General features: G+C 65.2%; 15 protein-coding genes, 1 other RNA gene and 1 pseudogene. 6 read left to right on the plus strand and 11 right to left on the minus strand.

Translation table 11 applies throughout. From position 1 onward, the window contains the following. The coding region (locus WJW29_RS17370; protein ID WP_075243905.1) for a transposase at positions 1 to 219 on the plus strand (219 nt) is incomplete at its 5' end. Positions 220 to 294: 75 nt separating this feature from the next. Here the strand turns inward: WJW29_RS17370 and WJW29_RS17375 are convergent. From WJW29_RS17375 to WJW29_RS17400, 6 genes are all read right to left on the minus strand, one after another. Continuing rightward, positions 295 to 2,127 (minus strand): ABC transporter ATP-binding protein, encoded by a 1,833-nt coding sequence (locus WJW29_RS17375; protein ID WP_011258344.1) that lies wholly within the window; start codon positions 2,125 to 2,127, stop codon positions 295 to 297. Positions 2,128 to 2,258: 131 nt separating this feature from the next. Continuing rightward, positions 2,259 to 2,849: a plasmid pRiA4b ORF-3 family protein gene (locus WJW29_RS17380; RefSeq protein ID WP_011258343.1), complete on the minus strand. Its 591-nt coding sequence runs from the start codon at positions 2,847 to 2,849 to the stop codon at positions 2,259 to 2,261. 65 nt (positions 2,850 to 2,914) lie between these two features. Beyond that, positions 2,915 to 5,971, minus strand: coding sequence for an efflux RND transporter permease subunit (locus WJW29_RS17385; protein ID WP_044756980.1), 3,057 nt, complete (start codon positions 5,969 to 5,971; stop codon positions 2,915 to 2,917). Further along, entirely contained in the window at positions 5,968 to 7,071 is a 1,104-nt protein-coding gene (locus tag WJW29_RS17390) for an efflux RND transporter periplasmic adaptor subunit (RefSeq protein WP_011258341.1), read from the minus strand. Before WJW29_RS17390 ends, WJW29_RS17385 begins: the two co-directional genes overlap by 4 nt. A 25-nt stretch (positions 7,072 to 7,096) precedes the next feature. Then, the gene (locus WJW29_RS17395; protein WP_011258340.1) at positions 7,097 to 7,933 is read right to left on the minus strand and encodes a MipA/OmpV family protein; all 837 of its coding nucleotides are present in this window, start codon (positions 7,931 to 7,933) and stop codon (positions 7,097 to 7,099) included. Positions 7,934 to 7,952: 19 nt separating this feature from the next. Further along, the gene (locus WJW29_RS17400; RefSeq protein ID WP_033013597.1) at positions 7,953 to 9,422 is read right to left on the minus strand and encodes an efflux transporter outer membrane subunit; all 1,470 of its coding nucleotides are present in this window, start codon (positions 9,420 to 9,422) and stop codon (positions 7,953 to 7,955) included. Positions 9,423 to 9,527: 105 nt separating this feature from the next. Here WJW29_RS17400 and WJW29_RS17405 point away from each other — a divergent pair, with 105 nt between their 5' ends. Then, positions 9,528 to 10,217, plus strand: coding sequence for a response regulator (locus tag WJW29_RS17405; protein WP_012444424.1), 690 nt, complete (start codon positions 9,528 to 9,530; stop codon positions 10,215 to 10,217). Then, positions 10,214 to 11,407 carry an ATP-binding protein gene (locus tag WJW29_RS17410; protein WP_011258337.1) on the plus strand — a complete coding sequence of 398 codons (1,194 nt, stop codon included), beginning with the start codon at positions 10,214 to 10,216 and terminating at the stop codon, positions 11,405 to 11,407. The genes WJW29_RS17405 and WJW29_RS17410 overlap by 4 nt, the downstream gene beginning before the upstream one ends. 58 nt (positions 11,408 to 11,465) lie before the next feature. Here the strand turns inward: WJW29_RS17410 and WJW29_RS17415 are convergent, their stop codons facing one another. From WJW29_RS17415 to rraA, 3 genes are all read right to left on the minus strand, one after another. Continuing rightward, positions 11,466 to 12,731 (minus strand): cation:proton antiporter, encoded by a 1,266-nt coding sequence (locus tag WJW29_RS17415; RefSeq protein ID WP_011258336.1) that lies wholly within the window; start codon positions 12,729 to 12,731, stop codon positions 11,466 to 11,468. A 146-nt stretch (positions 12,732 to 12,877) separates the two neighbouring features. Then, positions 12,878 to 14,554, minus strand: coding sequence for a serine hydrolase (locus tag WJW29_RS17420; protein ID WP_075241746.1), 1,677 nt, complete (start codon positions 14,552 to 14,554; stop codon positions 12,878 to 12,880). Further along, positions 14,496 to 14,996, minus strand: a complete 501-nt coding sequence (rraA, locus tag WJW29_RS17425; protein ID WP_011258334.1) for a ribonuclease E activity regulator RraA — start codon at positions 14,994 to 14,996, stop codon at positions 14,496 to 14,498. Before rraA ends, WJW29_RS17420 begins: the two co-directional genes overlap by 59 nt. Positions 14,997 to 15,568: 572 nt before the next feature. On the opposite strand from rraA, the pseudogene WJW29_RS17430 reads away from it, so the two are divergent. From WJW29_RS17430 to WJW29_RS17440, 3 genes and pseudogenes are all read left to right on the plus strand, one after another. Continuing rightward, positions 15,569 to 16,402, plus strand: a pseudogene (locus tag WJW29_RS17430) (DUF72 domain-containing protein). A gap of 58 nt (positions 16,403 to 16,460) precedes the next feature. Beyond that, a non-coding RNA gene (locus tag WJW29_RS17435) (sX9 sRNA) lies at positions 16,461 to 16,537 on the plus strand. A gap of 426 nt (positions 16,538 to 16,963) precedes the next feature. Continuing rightward, positions 16,964 to 17,728, plus strand: coding sequence for a DMT family transporter (locus tag WJW29_RS17440; protein ID WP_229002714.1), 765 nt, complete (start codon positions 16,964 to 16,966; stop codon positions 17,726 to 17,728). Positions 17,729 to 17,915: 187 nt separating this feature from the next. Here the strand turns inward: WJW29_RS17440 and WJW29_RS17445 are convergent, their stop codons facing one another. Both WJW29_RS17445 and WJW29_RS17450 read right to left on the minus strand, forming a co-directional pair. After that, a complete protein-coding gene (locus tag WJW29_RS17445) occupies positions 17,916 to 18,638 on the minus strand; it encodes a pseudouridine synthase (RefSeq protein ID WP_011258331.1) in 723 nt (240 codons plus the stop codon). Between the two features lie 156 nt (positions 18,639 to 18,794). Further along, the gene (locus tag WJW29_RS17450; RefSeq protein ID WP_011408052.1) at positions 18,795 to 21,191 is read right to left on the minus strand and encodes an EAL domain-containing protein; all 2,397 of its coding nucleotides are present in this window, start codon (positions 21,189 to 21,191) and stop codon (positions 18,795 to 18,797) included. Between the last annotated feature and the right edge of the window lie 117 nt (positions 21,192 to 21,308).

Here is a 21,308-nt window from a genome sequence, read left to right on the forward strand (position 1 = left end):
CTCGATCTTGGCTTCGTGCCGGTGGTTCCACCCAAGTCCAATCGGGTCGATCCTTGGGAGTACGACAAGGAAATGTACAAGCGGCGCAACGAAGTGGAGAGGCTGTTCCGTCGCTTGAAGGGCTACCGACGGATTTTCACGCGCTTCGAGAAGCTGGATGTCATGTTCCTTGGCTTCCTCAGCTTCGTTCTGGTCGTTGATGGGCTTCGAATGTGTTAACAGGCCCTAATTTCCATTGGCAAGTTTTCAAGCCACACGCACCCAGTTGGGTGTCCTCACGCGTCGCTTTTTCCGTCACGCATCCGCCGCAACGAACCCATCGGTCTGCCTCGCCCACAAGCGCGCGTACAAGCCACCATGTGCGATCAGTTCCGCATGCGTGCCTGACTCGACAATCTTGCCGTCGTCCATCACCACCAGCCGGTCCATGCGTGCGATGGTGGAAAGTCGGTGCGCAATGGCGATCACGGTCTTGTTGCCCATCAACGCCTCCAGGCTGTCCTGGATCGCGGCCTCCACTTCCGAATCCAGCGCCGACGTTGCTTCGTCCAACACCAGGATCGGCGCGTCCTTCAGCAGCACCCGCGCAATCGCAATGCGCTGGCGCTGACCGCCTGAGAGTTTGACCCCACGCTCGCCCACATGCGCATCGAAGCCGCTGCGGCCTTCGCCATCGATCAGCGTGTCGATGAAAGTATCGGCGCGTGCCTTGCGCACGGCGTCGAGAATCTGCGCCTCGCTGGCTTGCGGGCGCCCGTAGAGCAGGTTGTCACGGATCGAACGATGCAACAGCGAGGTGTCCTGCGTCACCAGGCCGATCTGGCCGCGCAGGCTGTCCTGAGTCACACTTGCGATGTCCTGCCCGTCGATCAGGATGCGGCCCTGCTCCAGGTCGTACAACCGCAGCAACACGTTGACCAAGGTGGATTTGCCGGCGCCGGAGGGCCCGACCAGGCCGATCTTTTCACCGGCACGCACCTGCAGATCCAGCCCCGCAATCACGCCGCCGCGTTTGCCGTAATGAAAGTGGATGTGTTCGAACTGCACCTGCCCCTGGGTCACCTGCAGCGGCAACGCATCCGGTGCGTCCTGCACCTGCACCGGTTGCGAGATGGTCTGCATGCCGTCCTGGACGGTGCCGATATCTTCGAAGATGCCATTCACCGTCCACATGATCCAGCCGGACATGTTCTGGATGCGGATCACCAAGCCGGTGGCCAACGTGATCGCGCCCACACTGATCTGCCCACGGCTCCACAACCACAGCGCCAGCGCGCAGGTGCCCACGATCAAAAAGCCGTTCGCCACCGCGATGGCGGTGTCCATGGCGGTGGTCACCCGGGTCTGCTCGCGATGCTTCACCGCCATCTGGTCGATGGCATCGCGCACATAGGCCTGTTCGCGGCCGGCATGAGCGAATAACTTGAGCGTGGAGATATTGGTGTAACCGTCGACAATGCGACCGGTCGCCTTGGAGCGCGCGTCCGATGCAATCCATGCGCGCGCCTTCATGCGTGGCACGAAGAACGCCATCAGCGCCACGTACACCACCAGCCAGATCAGCAGAGGCGCCATCAGCCACGTGTCGGCCTGCGCGAACAACCACAGTGCGCTGCCGGTGTAGACCACGATGTACCACAGCGCATCCACCATCTGCACAGCCGATTCGCGCAGCGAGGTGCCGGTCTGCATCACGCGATTGGCGATGCGCCCGGCAAAGTCGTTGTTGAAGAAGGCCAGGCTCTGGCGCACCACATAGTTGTGCATCAGCCAGCGCGAACGGTTGCTCAGGCCCGGCACGATCGCCTGATTGACCAGCAGATTGTGCAAGCCCGTGAAAAATGGCCGCGCGACCAGCGTGATCACCGCCATCCAGATCAGTTCGCCTGCATGGAGCCGGAAAAAGTCCGGTCCCGGTTTGTCGGACAGCATGTCGACGATGCGACCGAGAAAGTCGAACATCGCCACTTCCACCAACGCCAGCAGCAGCCCGGCGATCAACGTGGCCAGCAGGATCGGCCACAAGGGCCGCAGGTAATGCAGATAAAAGCGCCACACACTGCGTGGCGGCATCTCCCGCTCGATGGGCGGGAAAATATCGATCAGGGACTCGAACCAGCGGAACATTGCGCAAACGTCTGAAAAACCGGGGGCTCAGGCTAAACGATCGGGCGTCAAGCCGCAGTGGCGCTGGTCGGGCCGCAATGGCGCGCAAAAGCCGCGGTTTTCAGCGCATTCCACGATCAGGCGCGCATGCCTTACTCGCGCACGCGCGCCAGCACGCGGTTGACCTGTGCCAGATCGAAATGCCCGGGTTCGAAGCGCCCGCCCAAGGTCGCCAATTCCTGCACATGCTGCGCGTGGTCCGGGTCGGCGAGGATCTGCAACAGCGTCTGATAGTCGTCAATGCCGCCGCTGCTCCCTGGCGGGCAGGCGTTGACGCCCTCCACACAGCGCGCCACACGCAGGCCGGCATCCGGCGGCAGCAACGCTTCCACCTGCAAGCGATGCTGCCAGCCCTGCCCGGCGCCGTAGAAATAATCGAAGCTTTCCAGTTGGCCCAGGGCGCTTTCCAGGGTGACACGACCAGCATGTTTGAGCCGTGGACGCTCCGGCACATCCAGCCCGGATTCGCCATAACGCCCCACGCCCAGGTCGAACTCGTAGGGATGCGTGTTATTCCAGCCCATCACCGGCTGCAAGACGCGATGCAGCGTGGCCAGGCGCGCCGCGCCCGACACCAGCAGGCGCCGCCAGATCAACGGCGCACTGCCGGTCAATGCCACATGCAGTTGATACACCGGTGCCTGCACCGGCTGCTGTGTGGCCTTCTTTTTTGCCTTGGTCATCGTGTCGTGTTTGTTGCTGCCTGCCCGCGAGTATGGCGTGCAGGGCCGACGAATGCAGGCGCAGCTCAGGCACCGCGACGCATGCGCAGACCGAACAGCAGGTCGTACAGGATCGGAATCAGGCCCAGCGTGACCAACGTGCCCAACGCCAACCCACCGATCATGGTGATCGCCATCCCGGTCCACAGCGGGCCGGCGAACAGCATCAGCGGTACCAGGCCGACGATGCAGGTGAGCTTGGTCATGACGATCGGACGCAGCCGTTTGACCGCAGCGGCCACCACCGCCTCGCGGCGTGGCAGGCCATCGGCAAGTTCGGCCTCGATGCGTTGCAGCAGCAACACCGCGTTGTTGACGATGATGCCGGCCAGCGCCAGCAAACCGAACGTCGCCATGAAGCCAAACGGGTAGCCGGTGAGCACCAGCGCCAGCGCCGCGCCGATCAACACGAACGGCACCGCCGACAGCACGATGCACAATTTGCGGAACGAGTTGAACTGCCACACGAACAGCAACAGGATCGCGCCCAGCGCATGCGGCATGTAGTGCAGCAAGGCCTGATTGGCTTCGGCCGAATCCTCCAGCTCACCGCCAATCTCCACACGGTAGCCAGGTGGCAGTTTGAGCGCAGCGATTGGCGCGGACAGTCGTTCGACGATCTCGGTCGCGGTCAGTTGCAGATTGCGCGCAGTGACGGTGATGGCACGGCTGAGGTTGCGCCGCTGGATCGCCGACGGCTCGCTGTCGCGCAGCACCGTGGCGATCGCCGCCAGCGGCACCGGCGCGCCGCCTGCCTGCGGATACACCAGCGTATCGGCCGGATTGCCGTTGGCGGCGCGCTCCTGTGCGCTACCGCGCACGATCACCGGCACATCGGTGCCATCGTCACGGATCAACGTGGCGTCCACACCGCTGTAGCGCCCCTGCAATGCCTGCGCGATGTCCTCGCTGCTCACCCCGGCGCGGCGCGCCTTGAGCTGGTCTACCTGCACCACATAGCGCGGAATGCGCGCTTGCCAATCGTCCTGCACATCCACGGTGCCCGGCACCGCCCGCAACGCCCTGGCAATGGCAGCGGCGCTGCGACGCAACACGGCTTCGTCCGGGCCCATCACGCGGTACACCGCCATGCCGGCTTCGGTGGCACCCAGCGAGAAGCGTTTTGGCTCGGCACGCAGCGCGGGGAAATGGCTGCGCACATGCGTGCGGACCCGTGCGATCACCGCATCGATGTCGGTGCCCGGCCGCACGCTGACCGTGAAGTACGCCTGGTTGGCGGCCGGCAGCAGCGGGTTCAGGCCCAACACGATGCGCGGCCCACCATCGGCGACATAGCCGATGCTGTCCACCACCTCGGGGTTGGCGCGGCGGTCGCCCAGCCAGCGGCTGAGTTCGCTCACCGTGCGCAGGGTTTCGCGTGCGTCGCTGCCCGCCTGCAAGGTCACCGGCATCTGGAACTGCAGGCGATCGGACTTGGGCAGGAAATCGTACGGAATCGATACCAGCACGGTGATCGCCAACGCCAGCATCGCCGCCATGGCGCAGATAAACAGCGCCTTGTGCTGCAGCACACGTTCGATCACACGGCGGTAGCCGCGATAGAACCGCGATTCGGCTTCATCGCGCTTGGTGACATGCACCTTGGCGAAGTACATGCACAGCAGCGGCGTCACCGTGATGCTCAGCAACCACGACCCGAGCAGCGTCACGCCCAGCACGATGGCCAGCGAGCGCAGATATTCGTTGGTGCTGGTCTGGCCGAAGAAGAATGGTGAGAACGCCAGCACGATGACCAACGACGAAGTCAGCAAGGGCGTCGCCAACGTTCGGCCCGCATCGATACAGGCCTGGCGGCGTTCCTCGCCGGCCACCAGACGGCGCTCGATGTCTTCGGCAATGACGATGCCGTTGTCCACCAACAAGCCCAGCGCAAGAATAATGGCGGCAATCGAGACCGTCTGCAGCTCCACGTCCAGCACGCGCATGACGATCAGCGAAGCGAAGATGGTGAGCGGCACGATCGCGCCGACGATCAAGCCGGTGCGCCAGCCCAGAAACAGCATCACCACCGCCATGACGATGACAATGGTCTCGCCCATGACGTGATGCATCTTGCCCATCTCGCGCTCGACCACATCGGCCTGAAAGCTCACCACGTGCTGGGTGAAGCCGACAGGCAGCTGGCGCGCGGTGTCGTCGAGCTTGGCGCGCAGCGCCTTGCCGACATCGGCGATATTGCTGCCGGGCTGCATCGACACCGAGACCACCACCGCCGGCTGGCCCTGGTAAACGGCCGCGCTTTGCGGCGGGTCGGCCGGCATCACCTGCACCTGTGCCAGCTCGCCCAGGGTCACTTCGCGGCTACCGCCGACAGAAGCGCCCGGTACGCTCAGCAGAACGCCGCGCAACTGCCCGGGCGTGCGGATTTCGCCGGACGTGGCCACGGTCAGCGCCAATCCGGACACCGCCACCTGTCCGCCGGAGCCCACCACATTCTGCGCGCGCAATTGCGCCATCACGCTGGACGGGGTCAGGCCGCTCGCCAGCAGGCGCGCGCGATCAAACGACACGTACACGCGTTCGTCCTGCAGGCCGAACACCTTCACCTGCTCCACGCCGGGCACGCCATACAACTGCTCGCGCATGCGCCGCAGCGGGCCGCGCATTTCGCTCATCGAAAAGCCTGGCGCGGTGACTGCAATCGAGGCCACCGACACGCGCCCGAAGTCGTCGTCGACGAACGGACCAAGCGTGCCGGCAGGCAATTGCGCACCGGCCTCTGCGGCCTTGGCGCGCACATGCTGCCAGAGCGCTGGCAAATCCTGCACATCGTCGTAGGCGGTCAGCTGCACGATCGCGCTGCCCGGGCGTACCGTGGTGACGATGCGCTTGATGCCGGCCAGCTCACGCAGCTGCGCTTCAACCGGGCGCGCCAGCAGGTTCTCCACCTGCTCGCTGGGCATGCCGGGATAGGCCACCGAGACCAGCGTGTCGCGCACGGTCACCGACGGTTCTTCCTGCGAGGGGAAGCCGACAAACGCCACGATGCCGCCGATCAGGATCAGCGCTGCCGCAAACAACGTCAGCCGGCTCGAGCGCATCGCCATCTGGGTCAGCTTCATGGCAAGCGACCTCCGCTCAGTTGGGTCTGTACCTGCAGTGGTGTCACCGGCTGGCCGCTCACCAGAAAGCCCACCCCGGCGCTGACGACCTGCTCGCCTGCACGCAGCCCGCGCAGGATCTGGACGCGCTCGCCGACGATCGTCCCCAGGTCGACCGCACGTTCGATCACGGCCCGCTTCGCCGGCTGGTAAACGAACACGCTGGCCTGTTGCCGATTGAGCCACGGCACGACCGCCGACAACGGCACGCTGGGCGTGGAAGCGGCACGTGTGGGCAATGCCAGCAGCACGCTGTCGCCGCTGCGCAGCGCAGGCGCTACAGCGACCGGCTCGAGCAACGCCTGTACCGTTGCGGCATTGTCCAGGCGGTTGGAAAGACTGCGCACACGCAGCGCGATCGGCAAGGCGCCTACATCAGCCAGACGCGCGCGCACGGTTTGCCCGGGCACCAGATCGGGGCCGGCAGCTGCCGGCAGCGTGGCGACCAGTTGCACATGGCCCTGCCCTTCCACCTGCAGCACCGTCTGCCCCGCTGCCACATCTGCCTGCGGCTGTTGCAGGCGTGCCACCACGCTGCCATCGAACGGCGCGCGCAATTCGCCCAGACGCGTACCACGGCGGGCCATGGCCAGGTCGGCCCTGGCCGCCTGCAACTGCGCGCTGGCGGCATCGGCCGCTGCGCGCGCGGCAGTCAAGGTGGCATGAGAACTGGCACCGTCATCGAACATCGCCTGTTGTTGGCGCAGTTGCAGTTGCCGCTCGCCAGACTGCGCCAGCGCCGCGCGCACATGTGCGTCGGCCTGCTGTTCGCGCAGCCGCAGCGGTTCATCGTCCAGGCGCGCCAGCACCTGCCCGCGGGTCACGCGGTCGCCCACATCCACCAATACCGCAGAAAGACGGCCCGCCCCTTCGAACGCCAACTCGGCGCGTTGTTCCTGGCGCACCAGCGCCGGCACCTGCAGTGGGCTATCGCTGCCGGCGCCAAAGCGCTCCAGCTTCACCGCGCGCGGCGTCTCGGTGGCGGGCGCGTCCGGCCCGCTGCAGGCGGCTAGTGCCAGCAGCAACGTGCCGCACACCAGGCCGCGATAAAACATCGTCATCCTTCGATCCCCCGGTCTGTGCCGCTCAGCGGCTGTAGGTCAGTGCAAAGGTGCCGCCGACCACCGCGCGGCGTGCCACCAGCGGGCTGTCTTCGGCGTTGTCCAGGTAGCGCGTGCCGGTGACCCCCAGCGTGGTGGCCCAGTGGTCGCCCACCGAATGCGTCCAACTGCCACCGACCGCGGCGGCGTAGACGCCGGATCCGGCGTTGAACGCCGCAAAACGCGTCCGCTCCGCTTGCGCGTCGGTGACGCCGAAAGAGGCCTGATTGAAGCGGTGGTCGCCGCCATGCACATCCAGATCCAGGGTCACCGTGTCGCTGGCGCGATGCAGCAGGGTGAACTCCACACCGGCGCGATAGCGGTTGCGGCGCGCTGCATCCCTGAGTGCGCATTCCGCCTCTGCATTGACGTTCACGTAGGGCGTCACCTGCTGCATCACCAGCGTGCGTGCGGTCACCGACCCAGGCACATCGCCCATGCCCGCCAGCAGGCGCGAGCCCGGCCGCCAGTTGCTGTCGCTTTGCAGCCGGCCCAGGTCGTAATACAGCGATTGCGAGATGTAGAAGCCAGAGTTGCTCTGGAATTGCAGGCCGGCGCCGCGCGCCGTGTCGAAGAACAGCACGCCACGTTGCACCACCAATACCGGATTGAATTGCACGCGTGCGCGCTCGGCACCGGCATAGTCTGGCGTGGCCACTGCTGCGGCGCCCGCAGTGATTTCAGTCCGGTCTCCCAGCAGGCGCGAGCTCCCGGTCAGATCGGTTTGTGCATGCGCGATGCACGGAATGGCGGTCATGCAGGCGAGGACGCTGGTGCGAACGGCACGGGTGCCACGCAGGCGATTGAAGGACGTTGCATTCATCGGAAGTCTCCGGCGGAAGTCAGGAAGCGGTGGGCAGGCGCACGCCGTAGAACGCCTGAAACAGCGCAATACGGCTCAGCACGCGCTGACGTGCGGTGTCCAGGTAATCGAGTTCGGTCTGGGCGATGCGCGTACGCTCGGCCAGCAGCGCGCTGCGGTCTTCCAGACCGGCATCCACGCGCGCGTGCATTCGCGCAAGACGCAGTTGCTCGCGTTCGACCTGCGCGCGCGCGCGCGGCTCGGCCTGCGACAAAGTGGCGTGCGCGTCGAGCGCGTTGGCGACCTCACGAAATGCAGACTCGATTACCTGCTCGTAGGCGACGACATCGGCGCGTTTGCGCACCTGCGCCAACTCCAGATTGGCGCGGTTACGGCCACCATCGAACAACGGCAGATTCAGTTGCGGCATGAAGCTCCACAAGCCGTGGCCTGCGGAAAACAAACCGTTCAATCCGTCGCTGGCAGTGCCCACGCTGCTGCTCAAGGTGATCGACGGAAAAAACGCCGCACGCGCCGCGCCGATATCGGCATTGGCCGCGCGCAACTCCAGCTCGGCCTGCTGGATGTCCGGGCGTTGCAGCAACAGCGACGAATCCAGGGCGCGCCAGGCACTGGCAGGCGTATCAGCAGCGATCAGACCCTGCAGATCGCCGGGTACCGGCGTGCTGTCGTAGCCGACCAGCAGCTGCAGCGCACGCACCGCCGCAGCGTGATTGTCGTTGCCCTGCAAGGCCGCCACATGGGCCTGATCGGCCTGACGGCGCTGCGCATCGCGCTCGTCGCGCGCAATCAGCCCCACCTGATAGTGCCGCTCGGCAATGGCAAGCAACGCAGCGCTGTCGGCATCGAGCGATTGCAGCTGTTGCAGCGCCTGCGCAGTGGTGCGCTCGGCGGTGTAGGCACGCAGCACCTCAGCAATCAGGGCACCACGCGCGGCATCGCGGCCGTAGGTGCTGGCCAGGTAACGCTGGCGTGCGGCCTCGGACATCGCCTGCAGCTTGCCAAAGAAATCCACTTCGAAATTGCCGATCCCGGCATTGGCAATCACCAGGTCCTGCTGGTACCGCGCATCCAGCGCCGGGTTGTCGAAATGTTGCCGGAGCTGCTGTGCGCCGACGGCGAGCGCCGGCAGTCGCGACGCCTGCGCGATACCGGAGTGCGCACGCGCCTGCTCTACCTGCAACGCAGCGCGGCGGACATCGCCGTTGTGCGCCAACGCACGTTCAACCAGAGGCCGCAGGTCGCGGTCTGGTGCGAAGCGCTGCAAGAACGCGCGCGCTTGTTCGTTCAAAGCGACGGTGGTCGTCGCGTTGGCGTCGGTCCGATCGGATGCCGGCGCGGATGCAGCCTGCGGACTGCCGAACGTGGCCGGCACGCTGACCGCCGGGCGCTGGTAGGCCGGCGTGAGCGAGCACCCAGCCGCCAGCACCGCACTGGCGGCAACCAGGCACACGCAAGACCAACGATGCGGAATAATTTGTGGAATCATGATGTCGGAGCACAGAGCCAATCTCGACCGACATCCTCGACCCGCAGCGTCCAGGTTGTTTTCGGGAATTATCCAGATTTGATCGAGACGACAGGGCAACACGCCATGACAGGCAAAAAGGTTCTGCTGGTAGAAGACGACGCCGATAGCGCCAGCATTCTGGAGGCCTATCTACGCCGCGACGGCTTCGATGTGGCGGTGGCCGGCGATGGCGAACGCGCCATCCAGCTGCACCGGCAATGGGCACCGGATCTGGTGCTGCTGGATGTGATGCTGCCCAAGCTCAGCGGCATCGAGGTGCTGTCGGCAATCCGCCGTGCCAGCGACACGCCGGTGATCATGGTCACCGCCATTGGCGACGAACCGGAGAAGCTCGGCGCCCTGCGCTACGGGGCCGACGATTATGTCGTCAAGCCGTACAGCCCAAAGGAAGTGGTGGCACGCGTACATGCCGTACTGCGCCGAAGTGTGGCCGTGCGTGCGCCGGGCGAGCCCTTGCAGCACGGCCGGCTGAGCGTGGATCCGGCCGCGGTGGTCGCCAGCGTGCAAGGCGAGAACGGCGACAGCGTGGCGCTGGATCTGACACCGACCGAATTCAATCTGCTCGCGCTGTTGCTCAAGACCCCATGCAAGGCCTTTACGCGCAGCGAACTGCTCGACGCCTGCCTGCCCGACAGCGATGCCTTGGAACGGGTGGTGGATTCGCACATCCACAACCTACGCCGCAAACTTGAAGTGCATGGCATCACCGGCGTGCTGGTCACCGTACGCGCAGTGGGATACCGCTTTCAATGAAGGCGCTGCGGCGATTTCATGCGTGGCGCAACCAGGCCCCGCTGTGGTGGTGGGTGGGGCTGCGCATGAGCGCGCTGGCGGTCCTGACCATGATGGTCATCGCCTTCGGCATGTGGTGCTATTTCAATCTTCGCTACAGCCTGATTCTGAGCAACGTGCCCGCCGAGCCGCGTGCCGAGATCTCCCAGCTGATCGCGCAGCCCAGGGCCAACCAGGCCCGCCTGTGGGAGCTGTTCCAGCGCTATTACGACATTGAAAATTTCCTGCCCGGGCTGGCCAATCCGGACTGGTGGATGCTGGGCGCCATGATGACCATCTCGGTCCCGGTCATCCTGTTCTGCGGCCTGCTCGCGTCGCGGCCGCTGTCGCGGCAATTTTCGCAGGTGGCTTTCGCGGCGCATCGGGTCAGCGATGGCGATTTCGGCGCACGCGCACACGTGGTGCGCGGCGCACCGGACGAGCTCACCGCCCTGGCCGACGACTTCAATACGATGAGCGGCAGGCTGCAGCAGTACGAGCGCGAATTACGCGACTCCAGCGCGATGTTGGCGCATGAATTGCGCACCCCGCTCAATGCCGCGATGGGACGCGTGCAAGGCATGCTGGATGAGGTCTTCCCGCGCGAACCCGAGCAACTGCGGCTGGTGCATCGTCAGCTGGAGCAGATCAATCGCCTGATCGGGGATTTGCACCTGGTGTCGCTGGCGCGTGCCGGCCAATTGGTGCTGGAGCCGGAAAGTGTCGAGCTGCGGGAGCTCGTCGCCGAACGCATCGAGTGGGCGGGGCCGGCGCTGCGCCAGGCGCAGATGGCGATCCATTACCCCATGCATCCCCCGCTGCGCTTGCGTGCCGACCGGCACCGGCTGGGCCAGGTGTTGTCGATCCTCATCGATAACGCGTTGCGCTACGCCGCAGCCGGCAAGCTGCTGGAAATCGAGGTGCACCGCGAGGGCACCAGCGTGCAGCTCACTTTGGGCGACCGTGGGCCGGGCGTAGAGCCTGCGCAATTACCGCATCTGTTGGACCGCTTCTGGCGCGCCGACAGCTCGCGCGCACGGCATTCCGGCGGCAGCGGCCTGGGCCTGGCGATCGCCTCGGCCATCTGCCAGGCGCACGATGGCCGGCTGGTCGTCAGCAACCGCCCCGGCGGTGGCCTGCTGGCCGGCGTGCGGTTACCGCTGGGGCGTTGACGCCCCCCAAACGCGCACGCCGCTGCAGTTGCCGGCCACAGCAGACAACTGCGCGCTATCACCGCGATTGCAGGCTCGGCACCGCGTCGCTCACGTGGGCGTGGCGACGCATGATCCAGTTGAACAACGGCGTGGCCATCAACGTGGACAGGATCGCCATCAGCACCAGCACCGAGAACAGGCCTTGTTCGATCACACCCGCCTGCAAGCCGATGTTGATGATGATCAGCTCCATCAGCCCGCGTGCATTCATCAGCGCGCCGATCGCCATCGCGTCGCGGTTGTTCTCGCCGGTCGTACGCGCCGCTGCCCAGCAGGCCACGCCCTTGCCGATGAACGAGGCGGCCAGGATCGCCACGCCGGCCAGCATGATCTGCGGCTGCAGCAACACGCTGAGCTGGGTTTTCAAGCCCGAATAGGTGAAGAACATCGGCAGCAGCAAGACCACGACGAACGGCTGCAGCATCTCGCGCAGCTTCTCGGTCAATGCGCCTCTGGGCAGGCAGACGCCGAGCAGGAAACCACCGAAGACCGCGTGGATACCGATCGCGTCCATCGCCCAGGCGCTGACGCAGAACAGGATCAGCACCACTGCCAACACACTATTGCTCAGCGGCTGGCCGGGCACCACATGATCGGCCAGCCGCTTGAGCAGATGCCGGCCGACGAAAATCATGAAAACCGCATACCCAATGCCGCCGCCGATGGCCAGGTAGGCACTGCCCCAACTGCCGCCGAAGCTGGCCAGCACCACGGCCAAAATGCACCACGCAGACGCATCGTCGAACGCACCAGCGGTCAACGCCAAGGTCCCCAAAGGGCTAGTGGCCAGACCGCGCTCGTGGATGATGCGTGCCAGCATCGGGAAGGCGGTGATCGCGATCGCCGCGCCCAGGAACAGCGACGCTTCCATCAGCTTGGCCTTTTCCGAGAACAGGCCTTCCACGTTGATCAACCATGGGCACATGGCAAACGCCAGCAGGAACGGCACCGCGATGCCCGCCAGCGACACGCTCATCGCGCTGCGATAGCGCGCGCGAAAGTGATCGCTGCGAAAATCGGTACCGACCAGAAACATGTACATGCCCACGCCGAACTGCGCGAACACGTACAGCACGTCCATGGTCTGCTTGGGGAACAAGGCCGCCTGCGCGCCAGGTGCCAGCAAGCCGAACAGCGAGGGCCCCAGCATCACGCCGGCAATCATTTCGCCCACCACCTGCGGCTGTCCGAGGCGCTTGGCCAGCATGCCGACCAGCCGACACACCAGCAAGATCGCGGCAGCCTGCAAAAAGAAATACACCGACATCTGCGCAGTGGTCATGCGTGCGGCAACATCCCTGAAAAGTGCGCAGATCGTAACCGGACATGCCGCGCTTCGATAGCATGCAGTTGCCGGTGGCTATCCGGGCCCAAGCGCGCGCCTGGGCCCGCCAGACGCAGCGCGGCGGCTACGCGCACCTGCCTGCATCACTTGCCCGCAGCGGTTTCGGTCGGCACCGGCGTCAGCACCAGATCCTGGAAATCGAAGCTGAAATCGGTCAGCGGCGAAATCGGCTCCATGCGCATCTCGCGCACCGCGCCATCCGGCGTCAGCAAGAAATTGACGAAGGCATCGGCATTCAAGGAGCGGTCGTCCCAGCGCACGATGAAGCTGTCGTGCTGCCAATGCTCCAGCGTGCCCACGAGTTGGGCGGTCTTGGCGAACTGCAGCCGCAGCCGCTTGCCGTCCTGGACAATCACCACATCGCCGTACCACGGGTCGCGGTAGGTGGCCGCGTAACTGCGCAGCGGCAACGACGGGGTGGACCGCGCCGCACGTGCGTCCTGGTGCTTCTTCCAGCTGGCATCGGCATCGCTGTCGGCCTTTTCCACCAGTTTGGCGTAAGCGGCCGTCCAATCGGTGGGCGGCACCCGCAAGAACGCATCCAGCACCTGGAAGGTCACTGCGTTGAATGCGGCGCCCACTTCCTGGTTGGTCAACACCACCACGCCCAGTTTCTGATCCGGCAGCAGCGTGAGGCGCGACACCATGCCGGGCCAGCCACCGGTATGCCACACCATGCGATGGCCACGGTAATCGCTCAAGCTCCAGCCCTCGCCGTAACCGGCGAAGTTCGGCCGTGCCGCGGCAAACTCGGGCAACTGCACCTCACCGATCGGAATCGGCGTGATCATCGACCACATCTCGTGCTGACGCTTGGCGCTGAACAAGGGTTTGCCATCGGGCAGGATGCCGCCGGCCAGTTGCACGTTCATCCATAGCGCCATGTCGTGCGCACTGGAATAAATGCCGCCGGCACCGGAGTTGTTGGACCAGGTCAGCGGCGCCACCGTGCGCAACTCGGTGAAGTCGTACTTGGCATGCCCCACTGCAGCGTGATCGCCAGCCTGCAGATGGTCGGCGTTGAAGCGCGTGCCGCGCATGCCCACCGGGGCGAAAATACGTTGCTGCAGAAACGCCTCGTAACTCTGTCCGGAGACCTGCTCGATCACCTTTTGCGCGACCGCGTACAGGATGTTGTCGTACGCATAACGGTCGCGAAAACCGCCCTTCAGCGGCACCTTGGCCAGGCGCTGCACGACTTCTTCGGTGGTGTAGCTGGTGGTGGGCCAGAACAACAGGTCGCCCGCCCCCAGACTCAGGCCGCTGCGGTGCGCCAGCAGATCGCGGATGCGCATTTCGCCGCCCACATACGGGTCGGACATGCGAAACCACGGCAGATGGTCGATGACCTTGTCCTCGAGCGAGAGCTTGCCTTCGTCGGCCAGGATCGACAGCGATGCGGCAGTGAAGGCCTTGGTGTTGGATGCAATGGCAAACAAGGTGTCGGCCTGCACCGGCGCGGGCTTGCCTGTCTCGCGCACGCCGTAGCCGCGCTCCAGCACCACCTGGCCGTCCTTGACGATGGCCACCGCGATACCTGGCACATCGAACTGTTTGCGCACACGCTCCATCTGCACGTCGAACTGCTGCATGCCGGCGGGAAGTTCGGCCGCGTGCGTTGTCGCCACCAAGCTTGCCACCATCAGCACGCCCCCACTCAGCCATCGCTTCAAGGTCACTGCATCGCCCTCAGGTTTTCGGTCAGATCGATCCGCTGGCGCCATCCAACGACAACGGCTGCGGCGACACCAGCACGCCATTGGCATCGGCATACAGCCAATGGCCTGGAACGAAGGGCACGCCCGCAAAACTCACCGGCACATCCACATCGCCCAGATCGCGTCGCTCGGTGCGGCGCGGACAGGCGGCCAGCGCCAGCACCCCCAACGGCAGCGAGGCAAGCATCTCGACATCGCGCACGCCGCCATGGATCAGCACGCCGGCCCAGCCGTTCGCCACCGCGTTGGCCGCGATCTGGTCGCCCAGCAGCGCATGCTTCAGCGAGCCCTGGCCGTCCACCACCAGCACCCGGGCATCGCCCGGCGTGGCGGCCAGCTCGCGCATCCGCGAGTTATCTTCGAAACAACGCACCGTGACCATCGGCCCGCAGAACACGGTGCGCCCGCCGAAATGGCGAAACGGCGGCTCGGCAATCGTCACCTCGGGGTAGCGGTCACACAGATCAGGCGTGGTCCAGGTCATCGGGGCAGTCTCGCGCGGCAGAGCTGGCATGGTAGCCGGCCGCGGCGGTGTGCGGGCGACCTGTGAGGCGCCGCGTAAGCACCCAGGCAGCGGCGGTGCGCGGATGTGGGCAGTACGTAGCCCTGCGGTTTCTTGGTTGCCGCTGCGGTGGGCGCGCCGCGCGTCGTGTGCTGCGTGCTGGCCGTTTTCAGTGGCGCATACGCGAACAGCCCCCGGCGCGACAGCCCAGAACGCGCACTGCGAATGCGCAGCTCTGGCGCATCGACGCGCATGACGCGGCCGCTGCGGTTGCCGACAACTGCGCTGTTGACGTCTTACCCAGATCGTCTCCGACAGGCTGCAATGCCCATGCGCCATGTCAGCGCTGTCGTCGTTCGCCTTCCCACAACGATAGCGACGCCGCCACGCAACGATGCCCATGCAGGCTCAACCCTTGCACCGCGCAACGGTCGCCCACGGCGACACCGGATTCGCATCGCACCATCGGCACCGCGGCTATGATCGGACGAGGCGCATTGCACCTGCCGAAGAACCTGTCATGGCCCACGCCCCCGCCAGCGAGTATCCACGCAATGACCGATCTGTTCGCTTCCGCCCCACCCGCCCTCGACGGCATCCATATCGGCATCGGTGGCTGGGTGTATGCGCCGTGGCGCGCGGGCATGTTCTAGCCGGAAGGGCTGGTACAGCGCCGCGAGCTGGACTACGCAAACCGCCACGCCACCGCCATCGAGATCAATGGCACCTACTACGGCACGCAGAAGCCGGCCACCTACGCAACGTGGCGCGATGAAGTGCCGCCGGGCTTCGTCTTCTCGGCCAAGGCGCCGCGCCGCATCACCCAGGCACGCAAGCTGGCCGGCACCAAGGCGCCGGTGGAAGACTTCATCGGCGGCATTGTGGAGCTCAGCGACACCCTGGGACCGCTGGTGTGGCAGTTCGAACAAGGGCATCGGCTGCAGGCCGACGACCTGGACGCGTTTTTGTCATTGCTGCCCAAGCGTGCGGGCACGCGTGCGCTGCGCCATGTGCTGGAGATTCGCGACCGCGATGCGGTGGATGCACCGCTGCTGGCGTTGGTGCGCCGCCACGGTGTGGCCACGGTATTCACCGATTCGCACGAGCATCCCTCGTTCGCGGATCTGTCCACCGATTTTGTCTATGCGCGTTTGATGCGCAGCCAGGCGCGCCTGCATGCGGGATATCCGGCGCCGGCATTGGCGCGCTGGGCTGAGCGCATCCAGGCCTGGCGAGGTGGCGACGACCCGGCCGATCTGCCGCATGTGGATGCATCGGCAGCGCCAGCACGTCAGCCACGCGAGGTCTTCGTGTTTTTCATCAGTGCGGCGAAGGAGCGCAACCCTGCGGCAGCGATGGCGTTGTTGAAAGAGCTATCGACACGTTAGAGCAGCTGGCAACACGATGGCGCAGCCGGCAGACGGTGCGCCCGGTGCCCGATGCGGCATGTACTGCGCGCACATACCGGTTTTGAGTGTGCCGTCCACGCCCGCCTGACGATTGCTTGCTACGTCTGCTTGGCCGCTCTTGGCCCCGCGCATGCGGCGCAATCGGCGATGCATGATGCGGCTGTGTTTGGGGTGCAGTGGCGATCACTGGGGTGGAGCACTCGATCGCGGCGTGATGTGCCAAATCGCTGGTTGACTCTACTTGCCGCGATGCGGGTGGGCGATGGCTGGCGACCGGCCGCGCGATGACTGCCCGGCAGTCACATTCGCCATTCCCTTAACCCGCCGCTGCGCCCCGCATCCGCCGCCCTTGCAACGCCGATCAACGCGTTTTCGGCGACAATGGCGCATGCCCACGACCGACCTGCGCAAGGCGCAACTGCAAATCCATTTCTGCGTGCTGCTTTGGGGCATCACCGCGATCCTGGGCAAACTGATCACGCTGCAGGCATTGCCGCTGGTGTGGTGGCGCATGTTGATCGTGGTGGTGGCGCTAGCCTTGTGGCCACGCGTGTGGTGCTCGGTTATTGCGGCATCGGCGCGCTGGTTGCCCTGCACTGGCTCACCTTCTACGACGCAATCAAGCTGGCCAATGCGTCGGTAGCGGCGACCTGCATCGCGCTGGCGCCGGTCTTTACGGCGGTGATCGAGCCGTGGGTGACCAAGCGCCCGTTCCGCCCGCGCGAGCTGCTGTTCGGGCTGGCCGTGTTGCCCGGCGTGGCGCTCGTCGTTGGCGGGGTGCCGGAGGGCATGCGGGCCGGCGTGGTGGTCGGCGCGATCTCGGCAGTCTTCGTCGGGTTATTCGGCTCGCTCAACAAACGCATGGTGGCGCATGCCGACCCGCTCACCGTCACCGCGCTGGAACTCGGCGCCGGCACGCTCACCTTGACCCTGCTCGCGCCGGCGATGCCGCTGCTGCTGCCGGCGTTGCACGGCGATCTACTGGTCGTGCCCAGCCTGCACGATGGCGTCTTGCTGCTGGCACTGTCACTGGCCTGCACCCTGCTGCCGTTCGCGCTGGCGCTGGTGGCACTGCGCCATCTCAGCGCCTATTCGGTGCAGCTGGTGACCAATCTCGAACCGGTCTACGCCATCGTGCTGGCGATCGCGCTGCTGGGCGAACAACGCGAACTCACCCTGCAGTTCTATCTCGGCGTGGCGATCATTCTTGGCGCAGTATTCCTGCATCCGGTGCTGGAGCGTCGGCGCAAGGTAGTGCATCCGGAATTGCTGGGAACGGCCGAAGCGAAAAACATCGTTGACTGACTTGCACGACGTGATGCGACAGCGCACGTCGCGCGCAGCAACTGTTACGTCTCAAAAGCCACGCTGCGGCTGATGCTCTAGCGCGGGGCGTGGGCGCTGCAGCGCTCGTCTTGAGCCGTTGCCAGGCCGGCGTGATCAGCAGGCGGACGACAGACACGCGGCGGCGCGGTCGGCGCGTCTGCCGGGTTTACCAGTCGGTGCGTTGCGGCAGCAGGCCGCGCAATTCCGCATCGCTGAGGTTGCGCCACTGCCCTGGCTTGAGCGCGGCCAGCTTGATGTTGTCGATGCGCACGCGGCGCAGTTGCGTGACCCGATAGCCAAACTCGGCGGCCATCAGGCGGATCTGCCGATTCAAGCCCTGCTCCAGCACGATGCGGAAGCCGAATTTGGCGATGCGCGCGGTGTGGCATGGCAGCGTGGTCTCGTTGTGGATACGCACGCCGCGCGCCATGCCACGCAGGAATTCGTCGGTGACCGGCTTGTTGACCGCCACCAGATATTCCTTCTTGTGGCGATTTTCCGCGCGCAGAATCTCGTTGACGATGTTGCCGTTGCTGGTCATCAGGATCAGCCCTTCGGACTCCTTGTCGAGCCGGCCGATCGGGAAGATGCGCTGCTCGTGGCCAACGAATTCGACGATATTGCCTTTGACCGAACTCTCGGTGGTGCAGGTGATGCCCACCGGCTTGTTGAGCGCGATGTAGACATGTTTGCGGCCACCGAGCTTCTTGGCCTCGCGCACGCGCAGCGGCTGGCCATCCACCAGCACGGTGTCTTCCTCGCCGACCACCGCGCCGGTGCCGGCGGGCACGCCATTGACGGTCACCCGCCGTTCGCCGATCAAGCGATCGGCCTGGCGGCGTGAGCAGAAGCCGGTTTCGGCTATGTATTTGTTGAGTCGCGTCGTCATCTGCCAATTATCGGCGATTTAGCGCAGGCCGTGCGCCATGCCAGCTGCCCAGACCGGCAATCGGCAATCGGCAATCGGCAATCGGCAGTTGGTACTCGCCAGATGGGTACACGCAGCGCCCGTCTGATGCTGCGTGCAGCCGCATGCTCAGACGCCTTATCCAGACACGGGCACCAGCTGCGGCGGGTGCAGCAGCTCTTCCAGCGGACAGGGACGATGCAGACTGAAGCCCTGCACCTGGCCTACGCCAGCGTCGCGCAGCCCGGGGATGTCGGCCTCCGATTCCACACCTTCGGCCACCACTTCAATGCCTAGCGCCAGCCCGACCTGGGCGATCGAGTGCACCGCCGCACGATCCACCGCATCGTGCGCGTAGTTGCGCACGAAGCCGCAGTCGATCTTCAACACGTCCACGGTGAATTGCTTGAGATAACCGAACGAGGCCATGCCGCTGCCGAAATCGTCCAGCGCCACGTGGCAGCCACGCGCACGCACGCTCTGCACGAAACGTTGCGCATGTTCCAGGTCGCCGATGACCGCGGTCTCGGTGATCTCCATGCACAGCTTCGGCACCAGGGCCGGGTAGCGTTCGAACAGGGCACAGACGAAGTCGAGAAAATCCGGTTGCGCGATCGATTGCGCAGACAGATTGACGTGGCACAGGTCCAGTATCGCCAGATGCATCGGGTTGGCCGACAGCTGCGCGCACAAGGATTCCAGCACATAGGTATCGACCATGCGCCCCAAGCCGTAACGCTCCACGGCCGGCAGGAATTCACCCGGACTCAGCACCCGCCCGTCGCTGGCACGCATACGCACCAGCACCTCGTACTGCAGCCGCCCCGGGTCGCTCAGCACCTGGATTTTCTGCGCGTACAACAGCAAGCGTTCTTCGGCGATGGCCAGTTGCACCGCACTGATCCAGCCACCGTCGTGGCGGCGCTGCGCCAGCGCCACATCGGTTTCGTTGAAGCAGCGAATGCGGTTGCGCCCTTCTTCCTTGGCCGCATGACAGGCCAGATCGGCAGCGGTCATCAAGCTATTGACGTCACTGGCGGACTGGCGAATCTCCACCACACCAAAACTGCAGCTCGGCGTCAGCGGTCGCCCGCCCTGATGGCTCCACGGTTGCCCGAGTACGGCGTGCATGCCCTCCAGCAAGGCGCGCGCCTGCGGCAAATCGGTATTGGCCAACAGGATGGCGAATTCATCGCCGCCCAGACGCCCCAGCCAGTCGCCGGGACGCAACTGCATGGTGATCACATCGGCAAAGTGGCACAGGAACTTGTCGCCGACTGCATGCCCGAAGGTGTCGTTGACCAGCTTGAAATAGTCCATGTCGACAAAGCACAGCGCATGGCACATCTGCGGCGATCGCGGCAGTTCGATCAGGAGCTGCAGCCGGCGCTCGATTTCATGCCGATTGATCAGCCCCGTCAGCGCATCGTGGCACGCATGGAAGGCCACTTGGTCGGCCAGGTCGTGCGCATGCGACACATCTTCGATCACCGCCAGCACCAGGGTCGGCTCTTCCGGCCCCGGCTCCACCAGCGATGCGCTCCAGCGGCCCCACATCACCCCACCGTCGGCGCGGACGAAGCGCTTCTCGCCGGACTGCAGCAGCTTGGGCCAATCGAGCATGCCGCGGCTGTCCAGCTTGATGTCTTCCGGGTGCATCACCTCGGCCAGCGTGCAGGCCTGCAGCTCTTCCGGCCGGTACAGCAGGATGTTGGCCATCGACGCGTTCGCATCGAGCACGTTGCCGCGCAGATCGAACTTGACCATGCCCAGCGCCGCCTGCTGAAACGCGGTGCGGAAGCGGCCTTCGTGCGACAGCAGGTAATCGCGGATGCGCCGCATGGCCAGCACGCAGGTGATCAGCACCAGCAGCAAGGTGACCAGGCTGCAGACCACCATCACATCGTGCAGCAGCCGCGCGCAGCGGGTCAGATAGCCCAGGAATTGGGAAGCATCGCGGCGCATGCGGCCATCCAGCACATGCAGCTCATCGCGCAGTGCCTGCAATGCGCGCGGGTCTGGCCGGGTGGCGGCCTGTACCGAGGCGGCACGATCGGCCAAGGCACTCAGTTGCAGGACGTCGCCGTCAGTGCGCTTCCACAGCGCGATGGCGTCGCCGAGATACGGAAACTGCTGCCCATAACGATACAGCCGCACCATATGCGGCATGTCCTCACGGGCATTGCGACCAGCGCCGAGACCAGCGTAGACCGCGTCCCAATCGATCACCGGTTGTTCGATCGCCACGCGCGCCGCACGATCGCCCAGCGGCACTTCCAGCACGCGGCAAGCGGATTGCAGATCGGCTGTATTGCCGCTGCCCAGGTAGCGCTCCATCCAGTACACCGATTCCTGCTGGGCGTTGGACCAATGGCTCTGGCCAACGATCCAGGCGGTGGCGCCGGATTGAATTTCGATCAGCAGCGCCGAGACCACCGCCATGCAGACGGCAATACCGATCAAGAGCGCTAGAGGAAGCGTCAGCCAGCCACGCACCAGTTGCATGATCTGTCCACCGCCGTTTGCCTGCGCCATCGCCGTCCGTCCTTCGCCGCCCCAGTGCGACTCAGGCGCCCAGTGGGCGCCCGAAGACAGTAACGGCCGCAACGGCCCAGTCTGTATGGCAATACCCGCTTGGCGTGATGCACATCG

This window comes from Xanthomonas sp. JL1, assembly GCF_038405005.1.